The following is a 21,687-nucleotide window of genomic DNA, read 5'->3' as shown; positions in this document are numbered from 1 at the left end:
CACCCCGTTTTCGGCAGGTAAAATGGGGCGCTCGGTTTTGGGGGCGCTTTGCACCCCAACGGGAGCAAGCTCGCTCGCCACAGGGATCGGGGCCAGCTAACGGGTCGGTGTGAGGGCTTATCCCCTTGCCACTGCCAACCGATGCAACGTGATCTTGCGCACCTCCTGCTTGCTGACCTCAATATGAGTCTTGAGCAGTTGCTGCGCCTGATCGCTTTGCCGCTGCATGATCGCCCTCAGAATCAACCCATGCTCCTCATACGTCGCCGCAATACGCAATTGCTGGGTGAAATCCAGCCGCCGGATAATGCGGATCTTCTCGGTAATCTCGTAATGCATCCGCGCCATTTCAGCGTTGCCCGTGGCCTGCACCAACCCACAGTGAAAGTCCTCATCCAGCGCCGAGACGACCTGGGCTTCATCCAGCCGGGCACTTTCGTCCACCAGCCAGATGGTCTCAAGCTGCTCAAGGCCTTGTTCCGCCATGCCGCACAAGCGGCTGACGGCAGCCAATTCCAGCACGATCCTCACGTCGTACAGCTCTTCAAAATAGTTGAAGTCGAACGGCCGAACCTGCCAGCCGCTCCTGAAGAAAACCTCCAGGTACCCTTCCCGCTCCAGCCGATACAGCGCCTGGCGCACCGGCGTGCGGCTGGCCTGCATGCGCTCGGCCACATCGCCCTCGCTGAAGCGATCACCCGGCAACAAGCGAAAGCCGAAGATGTCGTCCTTGAGCTGCTGGTAGACCCGTTCCGCCAGGCTGTCCGGCCGCTCGCCGGGCTTTCTCGTCGTTGAAAGCTGCATGCCTACTTCCTGCTCGCAATGTAGGCGCGCCAGCCGCCAAACCCGGTGATGTCGGTAGCGCCTGCCAGGGCCCAGGGTTCGCAGATAAAGCCCTTCACGCTGCGCCCGTCCGCCAGGGTCAGGTTGCCGATGCCCAGCGGAGACGGGATCTCGGCGACGAACTCGCCAAAGCGCGCGATGGGCATGTCCCACAGCTCAACGATGATCGAGCTGCCCGAGTCATCCTTGACCAGCCCGGGCTTGGGCGGAACCGTGCCCGGCAACGCATGCAGGCGATAGTTGCTCGCCGTCAGGGTTTGCTCCACCAGCACGGCATTGCGGCTGGTCAGCTGGAAATTCAACGGCATCCCGGTGAGGTGCGCGCCGACCACCGCCACACGCACGCTGCCTGGCGCCTGTCGTGCAGCCGCCGGTGGAGGCAGGTGGCGTTCGGTGGCACCCAATGGCAGATCAAGGCCGGCCTGCCAGCGTTTGCCCAGGTGCGCCAGGGCCGTGTCGTGCCAGGCGGGCGCTATAAGAGTGATGCCGCACGGCAGGCCATCGCTGCGCAAACCGGCTGGAACGGCCAACGCCGAGAGGTCCGCCAGGTTGGTGAAGTTGGTGTAGAAACCAAACTGCGAGTTGTAGAGCACCGGCTCCACGGCCATTTCCGCCAGGGTACGAATCGTCGGTGATGTCGGCACCAGCAAGGCGTCGAAACCGGCCAGGGTGTCGTTGATACGACGGCTCAGTTCGGCCCGCAGGTATTCGGCTTTATAGGCGTCGCAGGCGCTGTACTTGTGGCCGTTTTCGACAATACCGCGCACGACCGGGTTGATCGCTCCGGGGTTGTTGGCGAGCATGCCTTCCAGCGCGACCGTGCGCTCCGCAACCCAGGAGCCGAAATACAGTTGCTCGGCGAGTTGCTGAAACGGGCTGAAATCCACCGGAGTGATTTCGGCCCCGAGAGACTGAAACCTGAGCAGCGCCTGTTCAAACACGGCCTGGTTCTGCACGTCGCCAAAAAATTCCGGGGTGGCCGGAACCGCCAGCTTGATTGTGGCGCCGACTGCGACCGGTGCAGTGTTGGGATTGATACGTGAATACGCGTCGCTGGCGTCGTAGGCGGCGGCTACACCGGCCACCGCCTCAGCATCTTCGACAGTCAACGCGAACACCGAAATGCAGTCCACAGTACGGCACGCCGGCACCAATCCAGTGTTGGACAGCCGGCCCTTGGTCGGCTTCAACCCGACGATATTGTTGAAGCCCGCCGGCACCCGCCCGGAGCCGGCGGTGTCGGTGCCCAGGGAAAACGCCACCAGGCCACGGGCAACCACCGAGGCCGAACCCGAGCTGGAACCACCGCTGACATAGTCCGGGTTGAAGCTGTTGCCGACCGCGCCGTAGGGCGAGCGCGTGCCGACCAGACCAGTGGCGAACTGATCGAGGTTGGTCTTGCCCATCAGGATCGCCCCGGCCGCCCGCAGGCGGGCCACCACTGACGCATCCGCCTCAGCCGTATAGGCAAATTCAGGACACGCAGCCGTAGTCTCCCAGCCCGCCGCGTCGATATTGTCCTTGATAGCGAACGGCACGCCGTACAGCGGCAACTTGTCGATATCGCCATCGACCGCCGCAAGCCGCTCGGCCAGTTGCGCCAACTGGGCACTCAACTGCTGCGGTTGCACCGGGCTGATCCAGGCATTGTCCTGGGCGGGAAATGTGCCCGATAGGGTCAACAGGATGTCGGGCGTCAGCGCCTGGCTGCGGTAAGCGGCCTGCCATTCACCAAGGGTCCAGCCGAGTTGTTCGTTGTGCATTGAGGATTCCATCTTGTATCCAAGTTTGGATTTCTTGAAGCAAGCGCTGGGCCAATTACCCACAACCCAATGAATACGGGGCTTTGGCAAAAGCCCGGCTGATTGGCCACCTTCAGCGGTGCTCCGTCATGAAGCAGCAATGCGCCAAAAAAAGACACTCAGGCGGCCGCCCGGTTGCGACCTGCGCGATACCGGCCTATGTTCAAAACCATGCTTTAAAACTGCTGTCCATCCCATACGCCCTTCCCGTAGCCAGGTGACGACATGCCCACCGCTTCCCGCCCCGCCGTGCTCGAACTGATCGGCAACACCCCGCTGGTGCGGGTCAGCCGCTTCGATACCGGCCCGTGCACGCTGTTCCTCAAGCTTGAATCCCAGAACCCCGGCGGCTCGATCAAGGACCGCATCGGCCTGGCCATGATCGACGCCGCCGAACGCGACGGCCGCCTGCGCCCCGGCGGCACTATCATCGAAGCCACCGCCGGCAATACCGGCCTCGGCCTGGCCCTGGTGGGCCGCGCCAAAGGCTACCGGGTGGTGCTGGTGGTGCCGGACAAGATGTCCACCGAAAAGGTCTTGCACCTCAAAGCCATGGGCGCCGAGGTGCACATCACCCGCTCCGATGTCGGCAAGGGCCACCCCGAGTATTACCAGGACGTCGCCGCACGGCTGGCCAAGGACATTCCCGATTCGTTTTTCGCCGACCAGTTCAACAACCCGGCCAATCCCCTGGCCCACGAGACCAGCACCGCACCGGAAATCTGGGCGCAAACCCAGCATGACCTGGACGCCATTGTGGTGGGTGTCGGCTCGGCCGGCACCCTCACCGGCCTGACCCGCTTCTTCAAACGCGTGCAACCCGACCTCGCCATGGTGCTGGCCGACCCGGTGGGCTCGGTGATGGCTGAGTACAGCCGCAGCGGCAAAATGATCGAGCCAGGCTCGTGGGCGGTGGAAGGCATCGGCGAAGACTTCATCCCCTCGATCGCCGACCTTTCCAGCGTGCGCCACGCCTATTCCATCAGCGACGAAGAAAGCTTCGACCACGCCCGCCAACTGCTGCGGGCCGAAGGCATTCTCGGCGGCTCCTCCACCGGCACCTTGCTCGCCGCCGCCCTGCGTTACTGCCGCGAGCAGACCGAGCCCAAGCGTGTCGTCACCTTCGTTTGCGACACCGGCACGCGCTACCTGTCGAAGGTCTACAACGACCAATGGATGAACGACCAGGGCCTGCTCCAATACAAACACTACGGCGACCTGCGCGACCTGATCGCCCGGCGGTTCGAGGACGGCCGGGTGATCAGCGTTGGCCCCGACGACAGCCTGCTCACCGCCTTCCAGCGCATGCGCCTGGCGGACGTCTCGCAACTGCCAGTGCTGGTGGACGGCCAGCGACTGGTCGGGGTGCTCGACGAGTCGGATGTGTTGCTCGGCCTGCATCAGGATGCCGCGCACTTTTCCATGACCGTGGCCAGCGCCATGACCAACGCCCTGCAAACCCTTGCGCCCAGCGCCAGCCTTGCGCAATTGCAGGCCGAGCTGGATCGCGGGTTGGTGGCAATTATTGCCGACGCGTCGGGCTTTCATGGCCTGATCACCCGCGTCGACCTGCTCAATCACTTACGGAGATCCCTTGCATGACCCAGCACGATAAAAGCGCCTTCGCCACTCGCGTGATCCATGCCGGGCAATCCCCGGACCCGACCACCGGCGCGCTGATGCCACCGATCTACGCCAACTCCACCTACCTGCAAGAGAGCCCCGGCGTCCATAAAGGCTTCGACTACGGGCGCTCCCACAACCCGACGCGCTTTGCCCTGGAACGTTGCGTGGCGGACCTTGAAGGCGGCACCCAGGCCTTCGCGTTCGCCTCCGGGCTGGCGGCGATTTCCACCGTGCTGGAACTGCTCGACGCCGGTTCCCACGTGGTCTCCGGCAATGATTTGTACGGCGGTACTTTCCGCCTGTTCGACAAAGTGCGCCAACGCAGCGCCGGGCATCGCTTCAGCTTCGTCGACCTGACCGACCTGTCGGCCTTCGAAGCCGCGTTGCAGGACGACACGCGGATGGTCTGGGTCGAAACCCCGAGCAATCCGCTGTTGAGCCTGACCGACCTCAGCGCCATCTCTCGCATCTGCCGTGCCCGGGGCATCATTTGCGTGGCCGACAACACCTTCGCCAGCCCATGGATCCAGCGGCCTCTGGAGCTGGGTTTTGACGTGGTGGTGCACTCCACCACCAAGTACCTCAACGGCCATTCCGATGTGATCGGCGGCATCGCGGTGGTGGGCCAGAATCCTGAATTGGCCGAGCGCCTGGGCTTCCTGCAAAACTCCGTGGGAGCGATTGCCGGGCCGTTTGATGCGTTCCTGACCCTGCGCGGGGTGAAGACCCTGGCGCTGCGCATGGAGCGCCATTGCAGCAATGCGCTGGAGCTGGCGACGTGGTTGGAACAACAGCCGCAGGTGGCGCGGGTTTATTACCCGGGGTTGGCCTCGCATCCGCAGCATGAGCTGGCGCGGCGACAGATGCGCGGGTTTGGCGGGATGATTTCGGTGGACCTGAAAAGCGACCTGGCAGGCGCGACACGCTTCCTGGAAAACGTGAAGATCTTTGCGCTGGCTGAAAGCCTGGGAGGTGTGGAAAGTTTGATCGAGCACCCGGCGATCATGACCCATGCGAGCATTCCGGCGGCGACCCGGGCGCAGTTGGGGATTGGTGACGGGTTGGTGCGGTTGTCGGTAGGGGTTGAGGATGTAGAAGACCTGCGGGCGGATCTGGCGCAGGCCTTGGCGCGGATATAAACACAACCTGTTGACTCCCTGTAGGAGCGAGCTTGCTCGCGAAGGTCGTTAACGATGACGCTCGCATCCTGATTCAACGCGGCGCCCTCCGGCTCTTCGCGAGCAAGCTCGCTCCTACAGTGGGCTATCGAAGAAGCCGACGTCCTCGTAGTTGGTAAATGCGCGGTATCTGAGGCGAAAGAAACCCTGGTAGCAGGAGATCGCCAACATCTTCAAGAACAGCACCAGCACGCACAGGGCATAAGCCGTCATCACCGGCTCCCTGAAGGCTGGCGGAACCCGTTGACCACGATATACAGCAGCGGACCGATAGATACGAACACCACCGCTATCAACAAATATGGCAGCACCGACGCCAGGGAATTTCCTCTGGCCCGCGCATCCCGGTACATCCATACGCACGCCATCACCGCCATCAGATACAGGTCAATCACCACCTGGGCAGTGTCCGGCCTCGACATCAATTCAAGCCCGAACGCCATGAGCGATTGCTCGGCCATGAGCATCGTGATCACTGTGTACAAGGTAAAAGCCAACAACCCGGCCAGGGCAATCCAGGGTCTTTGCATGTTCTCCTCCTTGGAGACAAGGGTTCGGGAAGCCGCACATTAGTGATAACGTCCTCTGCCTCTCAATGACCTCACAGGTCATCGACACCACCGACCCGCACGGCCAGAGTCAGCCCATGAGCAGCCACCCTTTCCCCCGCGCCAACCCCGACACCACCGCCGGCGCGCAATTGCGCGTGCTGCGTCGGCAAGCCCAACTGAGCCAGCTGGAACTGGCGCTGATCATCGGGATTTCCCAGCGCCACTTGAGCTGTATCGAGACCGGCCGCGCCAAGCCCAGCCCGGGCACGTTGCACAACCTGCTGATGGCACTGGAGGCTCCGCTGGAGCAATGCAACAACGTGTTCCTGGCCGCAGGTTTTGCCCCGCGCTATGAGGCAACCCCGTTGTCTTCACCGTCGATGGAGGCCATTCGCGAGGCTATCAGCCATGTGCTGCACGCCAATAATCCTGCGCCGGCGATCGTGCTGGGCAGCCAGTGGGAAGTGCTCGCCGCCAATGCGAGCACGCAGGTGCTGTTTGATCTGGTGGGGATCAAGCCGGAGGCGGCTGATGGACTGAATTTGCTGGTCACCTTGCTGCAGCCTGGCGGCCTGGGTGATCACTTGCTCAACGCTGAAGAAATCCGAACCATCGCCTGGCAGCGAGCAACCCGCGAGGCGTTGGGCAACCCAGAACTCGCCAGGATTTTAGAACGCCTGCCGGCCCCGCACAGCACCGGAGCGTTGGCCAATGAACTGCCGCCGCTGGTGCTGACACGCGTCAATTCGCGGGAAGGTGAGCTGAACTTCATGTCGACTTTCACCACCTTCGGCATGCCGCAGGACATCACCGTGACGTCGTTGCGCATCGAGCATTTGATTCCGGCGGATACGCAGACGTGGCAGGTGATGACCGCGGCGTATGAACGGTCGAAATAGGCAATGCCTTGCCGGACTCGGCAACCCATGACCACTCCCTTGTCGCGGCGATGCCGCCAATGCCACGCTGCACAAAGCTTGCAGCACATGGCCCGGATTTTGCTCTGTTGCTGCTACCAACAAGGGAGCAGCACCATGATAGGAAGCACTACAAGTCTGTTTGCGCTGGGACAGAAGGCACTTACACAGTCCATGGAAAACGGCACTCTGCGGGCGGGGAGGATTGAGGTCATCAACGCCACGCCCGAGATCAAGGCCAAGCTGGAAGCCAGCTATCAGGAGCAAGTACGCTCCACAGCGCAAACCGTTGCCACCGCCAGGGCCAATCCTTCCTGGGCGACCTTCGACGATAAAAGCAACTCCGTCGAACTGCCCGATGTGCAGTCACTCAGCAAAAGCGACGCCACGCATGTGGCCAACGGTCTTCAGTATCTGCTCGACATCGGGCGCCTGGACGGCAAGACCATCACCGCCAAAAATGGCGACCAGTCGACGGATAACATCGCGGTCTACAAGGACTGGCTGCAGGCGCAAATCGGCGTTGATGTACAGGCCTGAGACGGCTTACACCATCGGCACGGCAATCAGCAAAATCGCCGTGCCATGGGTGGCCGTCGCCGCCACCACGCCATAGCGCATCCGCACCCACCCGCAGGCCAACCCTTCGATCAGGGTAAACGCCAACACTGGCCAGCCCAGTTGAGTCACGCTCAGGGCCAAAAATGAATGGCACGCGGCGAACGCCAGCGCGCTGATCAACGCAGCGCGCAGTGGCGTGACGTGTTGTTCGAGATAACCCTGCAGGAAGCCGCGAAACAACACCTCTTCCAGCGCATTGGCGCAGTAGGCAAGCACCAGCATGCCCACCAGCCAGGTCCAGTAAGCCGGGATCGCCGCCGGCTCGATACCTTGGTAAAGCCGCAATGGCAGGCCGATCAAACACCCCGCTACAAGCCCCACCACCAGGCCCGCGCTGCGGTTGCCCTTGAACAGCACCGTCAGTTGCCACAGCTCCGGCGCCAGGCGCGCGAGCAGTGCAATCAGCCCCAGGGATAAACCGCCCAAAGCGGCCAACACGAGGGGATTGGCCGTGAACCCGATCTGCACCTGGCTGCTCAACGACCACATGCCCAGCGGCGTCATCGCATCGCGCATCAGCACGAATGCCAGCAACAGGATAACGATGCGCACGCCCGGCAATGTTTTCGGCGTGAGGGCGAACCACAGGCCAAACAGGATCAGCCCTGGAAACAGATAAACCCCATAGTGGACCAGTACCGCAAACGCGTCGGCGATCACTCGGCGTCAGCCCCGAGCCACAGCGATCATGTCGATTTCCACGGCCGCGCCCTTGGGCAACTGCAGCACGCCCACCGAGGTGCGTGTGTGGGCGCCGGCCGCGCCCAGAATCTCGTTCAACAGGTCGGACGCGCCGTTGGCCACTTCGCTTTGCTGGTCAAAGTCATCCGCGCTGCGCACGTACACGTTGATCTTGAGGATCGCCTTGACCTGATCCAGCGAGCCCAGTGCCTGCTTGAGCAACCCCAGGCAACGCAACGCGCTGACCCCCGCCGCAATTTGTGCGTCGGCCAGGCTGAGGCTTTCGCCGACCTTGCCGGGCAGCACGATGGCGTCACCCACGCGAGGGATCTGGCCACTGATGTAAACGTGATTGCCATCCCTTAACAGCGGCGTGTAGTTGCCGCCGATCTTGAACTCGGTGAGTTGGTAACCCAGGCGCACCATGGCCGCCGCGTACTTTTGATCGGGTGTCATGTTTTGTTGTCCTTACTGGCCGTTGCGGCGCTGCCATTCATCCACCACATCGCCCATGGTCTTGGGGATGTCGTTGCGAATCCATGCCATGAAATCGCGGTCGAACTTGAACCCTGCACCGCAGTGCTCAAGCATGAAGCGGCGCACATTCTGAGTGTTCTTGTACTGCGGGGTAACGCGGGTATCGCGCTGGATCGAGTCACTGTGCCAATCAAAAAGCATTGCATTCCCTCGCCGGTGTTGGGGCTCCGACCACAGCATAGCCAGGTGCTATTTCTACGGGAAGCCCCGCCGGATTTATCGCTAGTGATACGACGTCCCACAATTACCAGTAGCCCTAATATTTCGGACAAATAGAAATTTAACTTTCCTTGATCGACCAAAATACGGCATGGTTGTACGACGACTACAAAACATATCCTGTGTCGTACCAGTACCCCACAACAACAAGGAAACACCCATGCAAAACGTCAAGGTTCTGATTGGTTTTCTGTGCCTGTTCAGCGGTTACGCGGCGGCTGCCCCTGCCGCGAGTGACAAGGATGTAGCCGTTGCGGTCGATCACTTGACCCAGGCCATGCTGCACAAGGACATCCCGCAACTGCAGGCCCTTACCTCGAACAACCTCACCTACGGCCACTCCAGCGGCAAGATCCAGAACAAGCAGGAATTTATCGCTGACATCGAAACCGGCAAAAGCGGTTTCAAGACCCTGGAGATGCAAAAACAGACCATCACCCTCAATGGCGACACCGCCCTGGTGCGCAACCACTTTTCCGCACAGGCGGTGAACAGTGGCGTTGAGGTGCCCACCGAAATTGAAAACTTCCAGGTCTGGCAGAAGCAGAAAGGCAAGTGGCTGCTGATTGGGCGTCAGGCGTACAAGTTCTGATAGCAGGCGATGCTTTCCTGTGAACAGGGAGCTTGCTGTGGCGAGGGAGCTTGCTCCCGCTGGGCTGCGTAGCGGCCCCAAAACCCTGGGAGCGCTGCGCACTCCAGCGGGAGCAAGCTCCCTCGCCACAGGGGCTCCCGGGCCACACTCAAAAAGGGGTAGGATCGCGCATCAACCAAACGCCGAGCCCGAACATGGACTTTCACTCGCTACTCGCCTACACCCTCGTGGCCGCCATTGCCATCGCCAGCCCGGGCCCGGCCATCCTGATGGCACTGAACAACAGCCTGGCCTATGGCGCACGCTCCACGCTCTGGTCTTCGCTGGGTAACGTCAGTGGCGTGTTTTGCGTATCCGCCGCGGCGATGCTGGGGCTGGGTGCGTTGATTGTCAGTTCCGAGTGGGTCTTCAACGGGGTAAAACTCCTCGGCGCCGGCTACCTGTTTTATCTGGGCGCCAAAAGCCTGTTCAAGAAAAACCCGCTGCTGGCCGCCAACGCCCGGTCACCGGTTCGCGTCAACAGCCCATCCCCCTGGAAGCTCTACAAACTGGCGTTCCTGACTGCCGTCACCAACCCCAAGGCGGTGTTGTTTTTCACCGCACTGTTCCCGCAGTTCATTAACCAGCACACCGCATTGCTCCCGCAGTTCATGGTGCTGACCCTGATTTTCATGGCACTGTCGGCCTTATCACTGACCCTGTACGCCCTGCTCGCCTCACAGGCCAAGGGTTTGCTTGCGCGGCCAACATTTTCCAAGTGGGTGGACCGGGTGGTGGGTTCTACCTTTATCGTGTTCGGCACGCTGCTGCTGACGATGCGTCGGCAAACGGCCTAGTACGCTTGCACCGCCCAGCGCACGTTCATCAGTGCGCTGCGCAACACCTCTCGCTCCACCGACCCCAGCGCCACGCGTATTGCATGGGGCACGTGGGCCGAGACGGCAAACGGCTCGGCGGTGGACACCGAGATATTTTCCCGCGCGAGCGCCATGGTGATCTGGTCGGCGCGGGCGTCTTCCGGCAAGGGCAGCCACAGAAAATACGAAGACAGATGGCGGATTACAGTGAGCCCCGCCAACACCTCATCGGCCACCGCCTGGCGCGCCCGGGCGTCCTCGCGCTTTTGCGCTTCCAGTTGCAGCACCGTGCCGTCGTCGATCCATGCGACAGCGACGGCAGTCATCACGCCCGGTGTGTTCCAGGTGGTGGCCATGACCGTACGCTCCAGCGCGGCCATCCACTGCCGGGGAGCGGCTACGAAACCGACCCGCAGGCCGGTGGCGACGCTCTTGGACAGCCCCGACACATACACCGTGCGTTCGGGCGCCAGCTCGGCCAACGGTGGCGGCGGGTCCTCTGCCAGAAATGCGTAGGCGGCATCCTCGATCAGGATCAGGTCATGCTGGCGGGCAATCGAAACCAAGTGCTCGCGCTGCTCCATGCCCATCACCCAGCCCAACGGGTTATGCAAGGTCGGCATGCTGTACACGGCGCGTACTAGGCGCCGGGCGCAGAGCTTTTCGAGGAACGCCAGGTACGGCCCCGTCGCGGTCACCGGGATCGCGACAATTTCAAGATGCAGCGTCTCGGCCAACACCTTGAACCCGGAATAGGTCAGCGCATCCACCGCCACCACATCGCCGGGCAAGAGCAGCGACATCATGGTCACCGCAAGCCCATGCTGGGCTCCGCTGACGATCAGCACCTGCTCGGCTTGCACCGTCAGCCCACGGCTCGCCAGATGCCGCGCCACCGCCGCCCGCTCATGCAGGCGGCCAGCGTGGGGTTGATAGCGCAGCAGTGAAGCCAGGTCGCCGGACAGCGCCAACTGACGCAAGGCCGTGCGCAACAAATCAGTCTGGCCCGGCAACGACGGGTAGTTGAAGTTGAGGTCGATCATGCCCGCCGCCACGGCGATCTGGCCGACGCCCTGCCCCGGCGACAATGCGATTTCCCGCACAAAGGTCCCGCGCCCGGTTTCACCGCTAACCAGGCCCATGGCCTCAAGCTCGGTGTACACCCGGCTGGCCGTGACCAGCGCCAGGCCGTGGCTCGCGGCCAACTGGCGGTGCGTCGGCAAGCGCGTACCTGCCGCCAGCGTGCCCGAGCGGATATCCCGGGCGAAGGTATCAACCAATGTCTTATAGCGAGCGCGCGGCATAGACGATGTATCCATGACAATTTTTTGATTGTCTCAATGGTGAATCATAGGATGCGCGAGACGCAACTTATCCTTATCGAGCCCCAAGCCCATGGAACGCACCACCCACCTCAACACCCAGGCACACAACGCCGGCGGCTGGATCAATGGTTTTATCGGCGTGGTGATCTTCAGCGGCTCGCTGCCCGCCACGCGCCTGGCGGTGCTGGAATTTGATCCGGTATTCCTGACGATGGCCCGCGCTACCATCGCGGCGCTGCTCGGCCTGTGCCTGCTGTGGCTGTTCAAGGAAAAGCGCCCGGCCCGCAGCCAGTTTCTGCCCTTGGCAATCGTCGCACTGGGCGTGGTGATCGGCTTCCCGCTGCTCACGGCATTGGCCTTGCAGTACGTCACCAGCGCCCACTCCATCGTGTTTGTCGGCCTGTTGCCGTTGGCCACCGCGGTATTCGGCGTGGTACGCGGCGGCGAGCGGCCCAAGCCGGTGTTCTGGCTGTTTTCGATTCTGGGCAGCCTGCTGGTAGTGGGCTACGCCGTTTCCCAAGGCCTGAGCGCCGCGCCGGCTGGGGATGTGCTGATGTTGCTGGCGATACTGGTGTGCGGCCTGGGTTATGCCGAAGGCGCCAAACTCTCGCGCACCCTGGGCGGCTGGCAGGTGATCTGCTGGGCGCTGGTGATCTCGCTGCCGATCGTCGCGCCACTGGTTGCGATCCTCGCCCCGCCGTCGCTCACAGGCATCAGCCTGCCGGCCTGGCTGAGCCTGGCCTATGTGTCGCTGTTCAGCATGCTGATCGGGTTTGTGTTCTGGTATCGCGGGCTGGCCCAAGGCGGCATCGCCGCCGTCGGGCAGTTGCAGTTGCTGCAACCGTTCTTCGGCCTGGCGCTGGCGGCGACGCTGCTGCATGAACAGGTGAGCCTGGGCATGCTGGTGGTGACTGTCGCAGTGATTGCGTGTGTGGCCGGGGCGAAGAAGTTTGCCCGCTAGCGCTCAGGCGCAACCATCTTGAACTTGATAGTGATTGCATTGGACACCACGCTGTCCGCCCACTCGCCCGCGCCGATCTTGAAGTCGTCGCGCTTGAGCACCAACTCGCCGTCGAACACGCCAATGCCGCTCTGCTCCTTGAGGGCCACCTTGACCTCCACCGGCTTGGTCTGGCCCTTGAGGGTCAGGTTGCCGCTGAACAGGTAACGGTTGCCGCCCAGGTCGGTGATGTGGGTGGAGGTAAAGGTGCCCACCGGGTAGGTCGTCATATCGAACCAGCCGGGCTTGGGCAGCTCGGTGTTGGCGTCGTCGCTGCCGGCATTGATGCTGGGTAGCTGGATGGTCAGCACGGTGCTGGCGGCGGCAGGGTTTTGTGTATCGAAACTCAGGGTCGCCGAATACGTACCAAACGTGCCGTACACCTGCTGGCCCATCTGGTCATAGGTGAAGCTGATGGTGCTGGCCGCCGGGTTGACGTCGGTGTACTCCACGGCAGACGCGCTGGACAGGGTGCCGAGGGTAAGGAAGGCCGCTAGCAATCGACGTTTCATGGGATTCTCAACTGGGAATAAAACACGCTGTGCAGTAGTAACAGCTTAGGTGCTGGATTTATTCACGCGCCTGGCATTAGGCTCGTGCCCCGACGGAACTCAAACAACAAGGAGCCACGATGCCCGCGCTTTCCCTGCAAGACACCACCGCCCCCGAAGGCGTCTGTTACGGCTGCGGCAGCAGCAACCCCCACGGGCTGCACATCAAGAGCCGCTGGGACGCAGACGGCATCCACGTGATCGCCGAGCACCAGCCCGACGCCCAATACTGCGGCTGGCCAGACCTGGTCTACGGCGGGTTGATCGCGATGCTGGTGGACTGCCACTCGAACTGGACCGCGATGGCCTACCACTACCGGGCCGAACAACGCGAACCCGGCAGCTTGCCACGCATCGACTGCGTGACCGGCAACCTGGGGATCAAATTTATCAAGCCCACACCGATGGGCGTGCCGCTGACCCTGCGTGCGAAAGTCGAGGGTGAGGTTGGGCGCAAAAACCGCGTGGTGTGCGAGGTGTACGCCGATGGCGTGCTGACGGCAATCGGCGATTCGGTGTTCGTGCGGGTCGACACCGGGCAATTGGCCGCCGCTGCCCATGGCCGGGAAGCCTGATACTGGTCTACATTCAGTCCCACCGCTAATCGAGGACGCCACCGATGACTCGCCTGACCGCCAAAGACTTCGCCCCTGAACTGCTGGAGCTTTACGACGGCTACGCCCACGGCAAGATCAACCGCCGGGAATTTCTCGACCGCGCGGCGCTGTTCACCTTTGGCGGGCTGACGGCGTCGGCCCTGCTCGCCGCCCTGAGCCCCAACTATGCCCTGGCCGAACAGGTGAAATTCACCGACCCGCAGATCGTCGCCGACTACATCACCTACCCGTCACCCAAGGGCAACGGCACAGTGCGTGGCTACCTGGTACGTCCGGCCAAGTCCACCGGCAAGGTGCCGGCGGTGGTGGTGGTGCACGAGAACCGTGGGCTTAACCCCTATATCGAAGACGTTGCGCGTCGGCTGGCCAAGGCCGGGTTTATTGCCCTGGCGCCGGATGGCTTGACCTCGGTGGGCGGCTACCCCGGCAACGATGAGAAAGGCGTGGAGCTGCAGCAGAAAGTCGACCCTGAGAAGCTGATGAATGACTTTTTTGCCGCCATCGAATGGCTGATGCACCACGACGCCAGCACCGGCAAGGTGGGGATTACCGGCTTCTGTTATGGCGGCGGCGTGACCAATGCGGCGGCGGTGGCGTATCCGGAGTTGGGTGCGGCGGTGTCGTTTTATGGCCGCCAGCCTGAGGCCAAGGATGTGCCGCGGATCAAGGCGCCGATCATGCTGCATTACGGTGAGCTGGACACGCGGATCAATGAAGGCTGGCCAGCGTATGAGAAGGCATTGAAGGCAGCCGGTACGACGTATGAGGCGTTTATTTACAAGGGCGCCAACCATGGTTTCCACAATGATTCGACGCCGAGGTATGACGAGGCGGCGGCGAATCTGGCGTGGGAGCGGACCTTGGGGTGGTTCCGCAAATACCTGGTCTAACGACAGGTTCACTGTAGGAGCGAGCTTGCTCGCTCCTACAGTGGGATTTTCATCAGTGTTCCAGCGCATACCGCCGGCAGTGGTTCAAATACCCCTGCTCATGACTCCCCACCAACTGCACCACACTGGTCCACAACCACGAAGGCGCATCCAGCTGCTTCGACCGGTTCTCCTGCAACACCGCCATCCAGTGCCTGCGCGTGTCCCGATCCATCTGCCGCGCATGGGCCACCCCGACCACCCGCGCCAGATACCCGGCCGCGTGCATCGCATCAATCTCACTCAGCTCATCGAGTTCCAGCTTCATGTCTTGGGGCAACAACTCGCGGATGAAAAACCCGTGATCCAAAAACCGCGTCGCCAGCATCCGCTCCCCCAACGCCGGTGACAGGTGCCGCGCACCCTCCACCACCCGCCGGCCATTGTCCCGAGGCATCTTCGCCCGGGCAGCACGCGGCGCCGCTGCGCCCACCGCTTCCTTGATATCGATCAGGCAGTATTCCTGATCAGACTTGTCCCCTACCCCCAACAGCACCGCATAACGCAACAACCCAAGGGAGCTGCAACCCTTGACCCAGTACGCCGAGTCCAGCAGCTCAACCTCGGCATCGTTGGGCCGGCCCTTAAGCGAAGTGACCAACCGGTGGATTTCATCCGAAGCGCACAACGTCTCAAGCGCTGACTTTTCCGCCCGCGACAACGACCAGAAATGCTTGCCCAACGGAATCGTCGGCCGGGTGCTTTCAATACGTTCACGGGCCAGATTCTTCCAGGTGCGCTCCACGGAGCTGCGCATCCCGGCCTTGACCTGGGACGGGCGCGGCGGCGCCTCGTCGGGCTTGTCCTTAAACGCCTGCGCGTAGCCCACCATCATCTCCTCAAGCATGCGGGCGGTGGTCACCCCCGGCAAATCCGAGCCCCGGGCAGCGGTGGCCAGGGACAGCGCCAGGCGCACCAGGTCGTGGGTCGGGTTGCCGATCACCGCCTGGTCGAGGTCACGGATATGCATGTCGATCCGGCCCTTGGTGTCGCCGGTGGGCCCAAGGTTGCCGGCATGGCAGTCGCCGCAGATCCAGATCGCCGGCCCATGGGGCAAGCGCCGGCCGCGCTGGCTGTGCAGCCACTCATAAAACTGAACCGTACTGCCCCGCACATAAGCGTGGGCGGAGCGCGCCATCTTCAGGTTACGCAGTTGCGTGAGGTGGGGCATTCGCGAAGAGGGACGCGGAGTTTTCATAGAGGCACTCGCCATCGGGGTACGGTAGAGGTTAGCCCGCCGCAAATGTTTCATTTTGTTTCATAGATCTTTATTAACCTTGTGAAAGAGCGTGGGAACGCTCATCGCACTTTCTCAAACAACCACGCCTTGAACGCCGCCATCGCCGGCGTCTCGGCCCGTGACTGTAACCGCGTCAACCAGTAACTGCCGGTGGTAATGCCCACCTCGAACGGCTGGCGAATCACATCCGTCGCCAATTGCCGGCTAAACATCATCGCCGGCGCCAATGCCACACCCGCCCCTTGCAGCGCGGCCTCCATCATCGCCAGGGATGAGTCAAACACAATACTGCGCGGCACCAACGTATCGGCAGGCAGCCCGGCGGCCTGGAACCACTGCATCCATTCATCGGCGCGGTAAGAGCGCAGCAAGGTGTGTTTCAACAGGTCCGCCGGGGCCTGCAATTGGCGCGCAATCTGCGGCACGCACAGCACCGTCAGCGGCGCTTCCAGCAACTGGCACGCCTCGGTGCCGTGCCACGCACCCGCGCCAAAACGGATCGCGTAATCCAGGCCTTCGGCGGCAACGTCGACGCGGTTGTTGTTGGTGGACAGCCGCAAGTCGATAAACGGGTAGCGCGCCTGGAAGTCCGCAAGCCGCGGCAGCAGCCACCCCACCGCAAAGGTACCCACCGCACCCACCGTCAACACTTCACGGTAATGCCCGCCTTCAAACTGGCCTAAGGTTTGAGCAATCCGGTCAAAGGATTCGCGCAGCACCGGCAGCAAGGTCTCGCCTTCGCTGGTAAGCATCAGGCCCCGGGGCAAGCGTTTGAACAGCGTGACATTGAGCTGCGCCTCCAGGCTTTTCACCTGATGACTGACCGCCGCCTGGGTGACGCACAATTCAATCGCCGCCCGGGTAAAACTCAAATGCCGCGCAGAAGCTTCAAAGGCCCGTAGCGCGTTGAGTGGCAGGTGGGAACGGAGCATGGCTTGACCCTAATTTTTCTAATGGCTGTTGCGAGATATCATCGTTTGTCGAAGCGGCACAAACTGCCTAAATTTGCGGCGCCCGCGCAGGTATTGGTCATCAACACACCACCTTATGGAAGCCACATCATCATGTACGAACTTTCTTATTCAACAGTACGAAAAGTCACAGTATTCGCCTTGTTGCTCGGTGCCGGCAACTGCATGGCGGCCACTGATATTCGCCAGGTGGTCGACAGTACCGTCCAACCCCTGATGCAGCAACAGGACATCGCAGGCCTGTCGGTCGCGGTGGTCCAGAACGGCAAGGCGCAATACTTTAACTACGGCGTTGCGTCAAAGGAAGGCAAGCAACCGGTCACCGAAAACACCCTGTTTGAAATCGGCTCGGTGAGCAAGACCTTCACCGCCACCCTCGCAGGCTATGCCCTGGCCAACGGCAAGCTGAAGCTCTCGGACCCGGCCAGCCAGTACTTGCCGGCGTTACGCGGCGACAAGTTTGACCACATCAGCCTGCTCAACCTCGGCACCTACACTGCGGGTGGCTTGCCGCTGCAATTCCCCGATGAGTCCGATAACGCCAGCAAGATGATCAGCTACTACCAGCACTGGAAACCGGATTTTGCCCCCGGCACCCAACGCCTGTACTCCAACCCGAGCATCGGCCTGTTCGGCCACCTGGCCGCGCAAAGCATGGGCCAGCCGTTTGACCGGCTGATGGAGCAAACCCTGCTGCCGAAGCTCGGCCTCAAACACACCTTTATCACCGTGCCCAAGGCACAAATGAGCCTGTACGCCCAGGGTTACAACAAGACAGGCAAACCGGTGCGTGTCGGCCCAGGCGCCCTGGACGCCGAGGCCTACGGCATCAAGACCAGCACCTCGGACCTGATTCACTACGTTGAAGTGAACATGAACCCGGCGAAGCTGGAGAAGCCGCTGCAACAGGCGATTGCCGCGACCCACACCGGCTACTACACGGTGGATGGCATGACTCAAGGCCTCGGCTGGGAGATGTACCCCTACCCGATCAAGCTGGACGCCCTGACGGCAGGCAACTCGGCGCAAATGGCCTTCCAGCCGCACAAGGTCAACTGGCTGACGCCACCGCAGGCACCCCATGCCGACACGCTGGTGAACAAGACCGGTGCAACCGATGGCTTTGGCGCTTATGTGGCATACGTGCCGAGCAAAGGCCTGGGCGTTGTGATCCTGGCGAACAAGAACTACCCGAACGCCGAACGGGTGAAAGCGGCCCACGCCATCTTGAGTGCGATGGACCAATAGCGTCTCCCCTGTAGGAGCAAGCTTGCTCGCGAAAAATCGTCAGGCAACGCGTTCATCCAGAATGCACGCGTCATCGTTGACGACCATCGCGAGCAAGCTCGCTCCTACAGAACGCCATAGGTGCTTACATCCCCAGCCAGTGCGGCAAGGCCAGCGAGATAAACGGCAGGTAGGTGACCATGATCAGGAACACCAGCAAGATCATCAGCCACGGCAGCGCCGCGCGGATGGTTTGCCCCAGTGTCAGCCCGGTCACCGCCGATGTCACAAACAGGTTCAACCCCACCGGTGGATGCACCAGGCCAATCTCCATGTTGACCACCATCACGATCCCCAGGTGAATCGGGTCGATCCCCAGCTTCATCGCGATCGGGAAGAAGATCGGCGCCAAAATCAGCACGATCGCCGACGGCTCCATAAAGCTGCCCGCCACCAGCAACACCACGTTGACCATAATCAAGAAGCCAATCGGCGTCAGGCCTTCGGAGATCACCCAGGCCGTGATTTCCTGCGGGATCTGCTCAGTCGTCAGCACGTGGGCGAAGAGCATGGCGTTGGCGATGATAAACATCAGCATGATCGCCAGGCGCCCCGACTCCAGCAGGACCTTGGGGCAGTCCTTGATCTTCATGTCCTTGTAGACGAACAGCGCGACAAACGCCGAATACACCGCCGCCACCGCCGCCGCTTCCGTCGGGGTGAACATACCGCTGTAAATGCCACCCAGGATGATCACCAACAGCAGCAAGCCCCAGAACGCCCGGCGGGCGCAGGTCAGCCACTCGCGGAAGGTCGCCCGTGGCTGGGCCGGCAGCTTCTTGATGCGCGCGACGATGTAGATCGCGACCATCAGCATCAGGCCCAGCAGCAGGCCCGGAATCACCCCGGCCATAAACAGCTTGCCCACCGAAGTTTCGGTGGCCGCCGAGTACACCACCATCACGATCGACGGCGGAATCAGGATGCCCAGGGTACCGGCGTTGCAGATGATCCCGGCACCGAATTCCTTCGGATAGCCCGAACGCACCATGCCCGCTACCGCAATCGAACCCACCGCGGCCACCGTCGCAGGCGATGAGCCCGACAGCGCGGCAAACAGCATGCACGCCAGCACCGCCGCAATCGCAAGGCCGCCACGGATGTGGCCGACGCAGGCGTTGGCGAAGTCGATCAGCCGTTGCGCCACGCCGCCGGTGGTCATGAACGCACCCGACAACAGGAAGAACGGAATCGCCAGGAAGGTGTAGGCGTCCGAGGTTTCAAACAGCTTGATCGCCAGCGAACTCACCGAGTCCGGGCTGAACATCAGGATCGATACGGCGCCCGACAAGCCCAGCGCGATCGCGATGGGCACACCCAGGAACATAAACACGAACAGCAGCAAAAACAGACACAGAACGGCCATCAGTGACGCTCCTCATGGCTGCCGGCCAACTTGCTGGCTTCACCGGCTTCGTCGGCCAGGCCCAGCCCGGTTTGGCGGTGGGTGAAGATGCGGTAGAAAATTTCCAGATAGCGGATGAACACCAGGCCAAAACCGATGGGCACGATCATCACGATGTCGCCCACGTCGATGCCGAACTTGTCGAGGTCTTCAGCGCCGATGTGGGCGGTCATCACCGCACTCACCCACTTGTAGCTGGCGACCACAAACAACCCGGCGTAGGCCAGGCAGCACAGGCAAGCAAGCATCCCCAGCAGGCGCTGGACGGGTCGCGGTGTCAGCTTGACCAGGGCATCCACGCCGAGGTGGCCGGCGGTGCGCACGCCGTAGGAGATACCGAAGAAAATCAGCCAGCCGAACATGGCCTTGGTCAGCGCCACGCTCCAGGTCATGTCCTGGGCCCAGCCCATGGTGTGGTCACCCAGGGCGTTGAAAAAACCGCTGCTCCACGCCCATTTATCGGCGAGGGAAAAGAACAGGGTGTAAATGTTGTTGAGCATGACGTAGACAAAAGTCACCAGGGTCATGGCGGCCAGCAGGATGGCGATAAAGCCTTCCTCCAGGTGCTCCCAGACGCGCCTTAGCGTTTGCATGGCAAAACCTCGCGAAGCGGGAATGATGTCGGGGTGGAAACCGGATCAAACTGTGGGAGCGGCGGTGCGACGATTCGACTGGCTCGCGAATGCGGTGTGTCAGTCACCGAATGCATCAACTGAAAGACCGCATTCGCGAGCAAGCCCGCTCCCACATTAGATCTGCGCTACTGGTTCGACGCGTCGGCGGCCTTGATCAGGTCGGCACCGATTTCACCTTCAAACTTCTGCCACACCGGGCGCATGGCTTCGCGCCACAGCTGGCGTTGCTCGGGCGTCAGTTCGATGATTTCGCTGGTCTTGGCGTCGATGATCTTCTGCTTGGCCGACTGGTTCAGCGCTTCGGCCTGTTTGTTCACCTCGACGGTGACTTCGACCATGATCTGGTCCAGGGTGGTGCGCACATCCGGCGGCAGGCCGTTCCAGAACTTGGCGTTGGTGATCACCATGTAGTCGATCAGGCCATGGTTGGATTCGGTGAAGTACTTCTGCACTTCGTTGACCTTCTGGCTTTCATAGTTCGACCAGGTGTTCTCGGTGCCGTTGACGGTGCCGGTCTGCAAGCCCTGGTACACCTCGGCAAAGCTCATTTTGCGAGGGTTGGCGCGGATCGCCTTGAACTGTTCTTCGAGCACGCTGGAGGCCTGCACGCGGAACTTCAGGCCACGGGCATCCTTGGGTTCACGCAAGGCCTTGTTCGACGACAGCTGCTTGAGGCCGTTGTGCCAATAGGCCAGGCCAAGGATGTTTTTATCCTGCATCGAGGTCAGCAGCGCCTTGCCCTGGGCCGCCTGGAAGCGGTCGACCGCCGCCAGGTCGTTGAACAGGAACGGCAGGTCGTAGATCTGTACTTGCTTGGTGTATTGCTCAAACTTGGCCAGGGACGGCGCCAGCATCTGCACGTCACCCAGCAGCAGCGCTTCCATTTCCTTGCCGTCGCCGAACAGCGAGGAGTTGGGGTACACCTCGACTTTCACCCGGCCCGGCAGGCGTTCTTCAGCGAGCTTTTTGAAGAGTAAGGCGCCTTGGCCTTTCGGGGTGTTTTCAGCGACGACGTGGGCGAACTTGATCACGATGGGGTCGGCCGCCTGGGCCAGGCCCGCGGTAAACAAGGTGGCGGCGCAGAACAGCGCCCGAGAAAGCTTGAGCATGAAATTCACCTTCTTATTGTTGTGTGATGAGGGCAAGGTGCCTGATGTCACGCGTATAGAGAATTTCGAATTTTAGATACCTGCGTTCGGCGTGGACGAACGCCGTTCTGGCAAACGACATAGATCAACTGTGGGAGCGGGCTTGCTCGCGAAGGCGGTGTGTCAGCCAGTGCATCCGGTGACTGGCACACCGC

At 61.8% G+C, this 21,687-nt stretch carries 23 protein-coding genes and 1 pseudogene; 10 read left to right on the top strand and 14 right to left on the bottom strand.

Annotation, left to right across the window (positions count from 1 at the left end):
• Nucleotides 1-117: 117 nt before the first annotated feature.
• Together CEC48_RS13635 and atzF are read right to left on the bottom strand one after the other, a co-directional pair.
• On the bottom strand, nt 118-804 hold the full coding sequence (locus tag CEC48_RS13635) for a GntR family transcriptional regulator (RefSeq protein ID WP_088424235.1): 687 nt from the start codon (nt 802-804) through the stop codon (nt 118-120).
• A 2-nt stretch (nt 805-806) separates the two neighbouring features.
• Nucleotides 807-2,606 carry an allophanate hydrolase gene (gene atzF / locus CEC48_RS13630; RefSeq protein WP_088424234.1) on the bottom strand — a complete coding sequence of 600 codons (1,800 nt, stop codon included), beginning with the start codon at nt 2,604-2,606 and terminating at the stop codon, nt 807-809.
• Nucleotides 2,607-2,870: 264 nt separating this feature from the next.
• On the opposite strand from atzF, the gene CEC48_RS13625 reads away from it, so the two are divergent.
• Complete coding sequence (locus tag CEC48_RS13625; protein ID WP_088424233.1) at nt 2,871-4,247, top strand: cystathionine beta-synthase; 1,377 nt, start codon at nt 2,871-2,873, stop codon at nt 4,245-4,247.
• Nucleotides 4,244-5,410, top strand: coding sequence for a cystathionine gamma-synthase (locus tag CEC48_RS13620; protein ID WP_088424232.1), 1,167 nt, complete (start codon nt 4,244-4,246; stop codon nt 5,408-5,410). Before CEC48_RS13625 ends, CEC48_RS13620 begins: the two co-directional genes overlap by 4 nt.
• A 129-nt stretch (nt 5,411-5,539) precedes the next feature.
• Here CEC48_RS13620 and CEC48_RS13615 read toward each other — a convergent pair.
• Together CEC48_RS13615 and CEC48_RS13610 are read right to left on the bottom strand one after the other, a co-directional pair.
• Nucleotides 5,540-5,662 (bottom strand): annotated as a pseudogene (locus tag CEC48_RS13615) (MAPEG family protein); the annotation flags it as partial.
• Nucleotides 5,662-5,979 carry a DUF2834 domain-containing protein gene (locus CEC48_RS13610; RefSeq protein WP_088424231.1) on the bottom strand — a complete coding sequence of 106 codons (318 nt, stop codon included), beginning with the start codon at nt 5,977-5,979 and terminating at the stop codon, nt 5,662-5,664. The pseudogene CEC48_RS13615 and the gene CEC48_RS13610, both read right to left, overlap by 1 nt.
• A gap of 116 nt (nt 5,980-6,095) precedes the next feature.
• On the opposite strand from CEC48_RS13610, the gene CEC48_RS13605 reads away from it, so the two are divergent.
• Both CEC48_RS13605 and CEC48_RS13600 read left to right on the top strand, forming a co-directional pair.
• Nucleotides 6,096-6,899: a helix-turn-helix domain-containing protein gene (locus CEC48_RS13605; RefSeq protein ID WP_088424310.1), complete on the top strand. Its 804-nt coding sequence runs from the start codon at nt 6,096-6,098 to the stop codon at nt 6,897-6,899.
• Nucleotides 6,900-7,091: 192 nt separating this feature from the next.
• Nucleotides 7,092-7,457, top strand: coding sequence for a hypothetical protein (locus tag CEC48_RS13600; RefSeq protein ID WP_088424230.1), 366 nt, complete (start codon nt 7,092-7,094; stop codon nt 7,455-7,457).
• 6 nt (nt 7,458-7,463) lie between these two features.
• Here CEC48_RS13600 and CEC48_RS13595 read toward each other — a convergent pair whose 3' ends face one another.
• From CEC48_RS13595 to CEC48_RS13585, 3 genes are read right to left on the bottom strand one after another with little or no spacing between them, the layout of a single operon-like run.
• Nucleotides 7,464-8,198, bottom strand: coding sequence for a CPBP family intramembrane glutamic endopeptidase (locus tag CEC48_RS13595; RefSeq protein WP_088424229.1), 735 nt, complete (start codon nt 8,196-8,198; stop codon nt 7,464-7,466).
• A 6-nt stretch (nt 8,199-8,204) separates the two neighbouring features.
• Complete coding sequence (locus tag CEC48_RS13590; RefSeq protein WP_088424228.1) at nt 8,205-8,675, bottom strand: RidA family protein; 471 nt, start codon at nt 8,673-8,675, stop codon at nt 8,205-8,207.
• Between the two features lie 12 nt (nt 8,676-8,687).
• Nucleotides 8,688-8,897, bottom strand: coding sequence for a DUF6434 domain-containing protein (locus CEC48_RS13585; RefSeq protein WP_088424227.1), 210 nt, complete (start codon nt 8,895-8,897; stop codon nt 8,688-8,690).
• Between the two features lie 238 nt (nt 8,898-9,135).
• On the opposite strand from CEC48_RS13585, the gene CEC48_RS13580 reads away from it, so the two are divergent.
• A complete protein-coding gene (locus tag CEC48_RS13580; protein WP_088424226.1) occupies nt 9,136-9,567 on the top strand; it encodes a nuclear transport factor 2 family protein in 432 nt (143 codons plus the stop codon).
• A 194-nt stretch (nt 9,568-9,761) separates the two neighbouring features.
• A complete protein-coding gene (locus CEC48_RS13575) occupies nt 9,762-10,403 on the top strand; it encodes a LysE family translocator (protein WP_088424225.1) in 642 nt (213 codons plus the stop codon).
• Here CEC48_RS13575 and CEC48_RS13570 read toward each other — a convergent pair.
• Nucleotides 10,400-11,728 (bottom strand): PLP-dependent aminotransferase family protein, encoded by a 1,329-nt coding sequence (locus CEC48_RS13570; protein WP_088424224.1) that lies wholly within the window; start codon nt 11,726-11,728, stop codon nt 10,400-10,402. The two genes, CEC48_RS13575 and CEC48_RS13570, sit on opposite strands and share 4 nt — an antisense overlap.
• Nucleotides 11,729-11,819: 91 nt before the next feature.
• Here CEC48_RS13570 and CEC48_RS13565 point away from each other — a divergent pair, with 91 nt between their 5' ends.
• On the top strand, nt 11,820-12,710 hold the full coding sequence (locus CEC48_RS13565) for a DMT family transporter (RefSeq protein WP_088424223.1): 891 nt from the start codon (nt 11,820-11,822) through the stop codon (nt 12,708-12,710).
• Here the strand turns inward: CEC48_RS13565 and CEC48_RS13560 are convergent.
• The gene (locus tag CEC48_RS13560; RefSeq protein WP_088424222.1) at nt 12,707-13,261 is read right to left on the bottom strand and encodes a YceI family protein; all 555 of its coding nucleotides are present in this window, start codon (nt 13,259-13,261) and stop codon (nt 12,707-12,709) included. The two genes, CEC48_RS13565 and CEC48_RS13560, sit on opposite strands and share 4 nt — an antisense overlap.
• A 119-nt stretch (nt 13,262-13,380) precedes the next feature.
• Here CEC48_RS13560 and CEC48_RS13555 point away from each other — a divergent pair, with 119 nt between their 5' ends.
• Together CEC48_RS13555 and yghX are read left to right on the top strand one after the other, a co-directional pair.
• Nucleotides 13,381-13,875, top strand: a complete 495-nt coding sequence (locus tag CEC48_RS13555; RefSeq protein ID WP_088424221.1) for a PaaI family thioesterase — start codon at nt 13,381-13,383, stop codon at nt 13,873-13,875.
• Nucleotides 13,876-13,919: 44 nt separating this feature from the next.
• Entirely contained in the window at nt 13,920-14,807 is an 888-nt protein-coding gene (gene yghX, locus CEC48_RS13550) for a YghX family hydrolase (protein ID WP_088424220.1), read from the top strand.
• Between the two features lie 52 nt (nt 14,808-14,859).
• Here yghX and CEC48_RS13545 read toward each other — a convergent pair whose 3' ends face one another.
• Nucleotides 14,860-16,044, bottom strand: a complete 1,185-nt coding sequence (locus CEC48_RS13545; RefSeq protein WP_088424219.1) for a DUF2252 family protein — start codon at nt 16,042-16,044, stop codon at nt 14,860-14,862.
• Nucleotides 16,045-16,145: 101 nt separating this feature from the next.
• Nucleotides 16,146-17,018 (bottom strand): LysR family transcriptional regulator, encoded by an 873-nt coding sequence (locus CEC48_RS13540; RefSeq protein WP_088424218.1) that lies wholly within the window; start codon nt 17,016-17,018, stop codon nt 16,146-16,148.
• Nucleotides 17,019-17,150: 132 nt separating this feature from the next.
• Between CEC48_RS13540 and ampC the strand changes: the two genes are divergently transcribed.
• Complete coding sequence (gene ampC, locus CEC48_RS13535) at nt 17,151-18,305, top strand: class C beta-lactamase (protein ID WP_088424217.1); 1,155 nt, start codon at nt 17,151-17,153, stop codon at nt 18,303-18,305.
• 124 nt (nt 18,306-18,429) lie between these two features.
• On the opposite strand, the gene dctM is transcribed toward ampC, so the two are convergent.
• The 3 genes from dctM to CEC48_RS13520 all read right to left on the bottom strand — a co-directional run bounded on the left by dctM (nt 18,430) and on the right by CEC48_RS13520 (nt 21,493).
• On the bottom strand, nt 18,430-19,710 hold the full coding sequence (gene dctM, locus CEC48_RS13530) for a C4-dicarboxylate TRAP transporter large permease protein DctM (protein WP_088424216.1): 1,281 nt from the start codon (nt 19,708-19,710) through the stop codon (nt 18,430-18,432).
• Complete coding sequence (locus CEC48_RS13525; protein WP_088424215.1) at nt 19,710-20,342, bottom strand: TRAP transporter small permease; 633 nt, start codon at nt 20,340-20,342, stop codon at nt 19,710-19,712. Before CEC48_RS13525 ends, dctM begins: the two co-directional genes overlap by 1 nt.
• Before the next feature lie 167 nt (nt 20,343-20,509).
• Nucleotides 20,510-21,493 carry a TRAP transporter substrate-binding protein gene (locus tag CEC48_RS13520; RefSeq protein ID WP_088424214.1) on the bottom strand — a complete coding sequence of 328 codons (984 nt, stop codon included), beginning with the start codon at nt 21,491-21,493 and terminating at the stop codon, nt 20,510-20,512.
• Nucleotides 21,494-21,687 lie beyond the last annotated feature (194 nt).

This window comes from Pseudomonas sp. K2I15, assembly GCF_002204795.1.
Classification (GTDB): Bacteria; Pseudomonadota; Gammaproteobacteria; order Pseudomonadales; family Pseudomonadaceae; genus Aquipseudomonas.
Note: the sequence above shows the minus strand (reverse complement) of the source record. Positions and strands in the feature narration are given on the sequence as shown.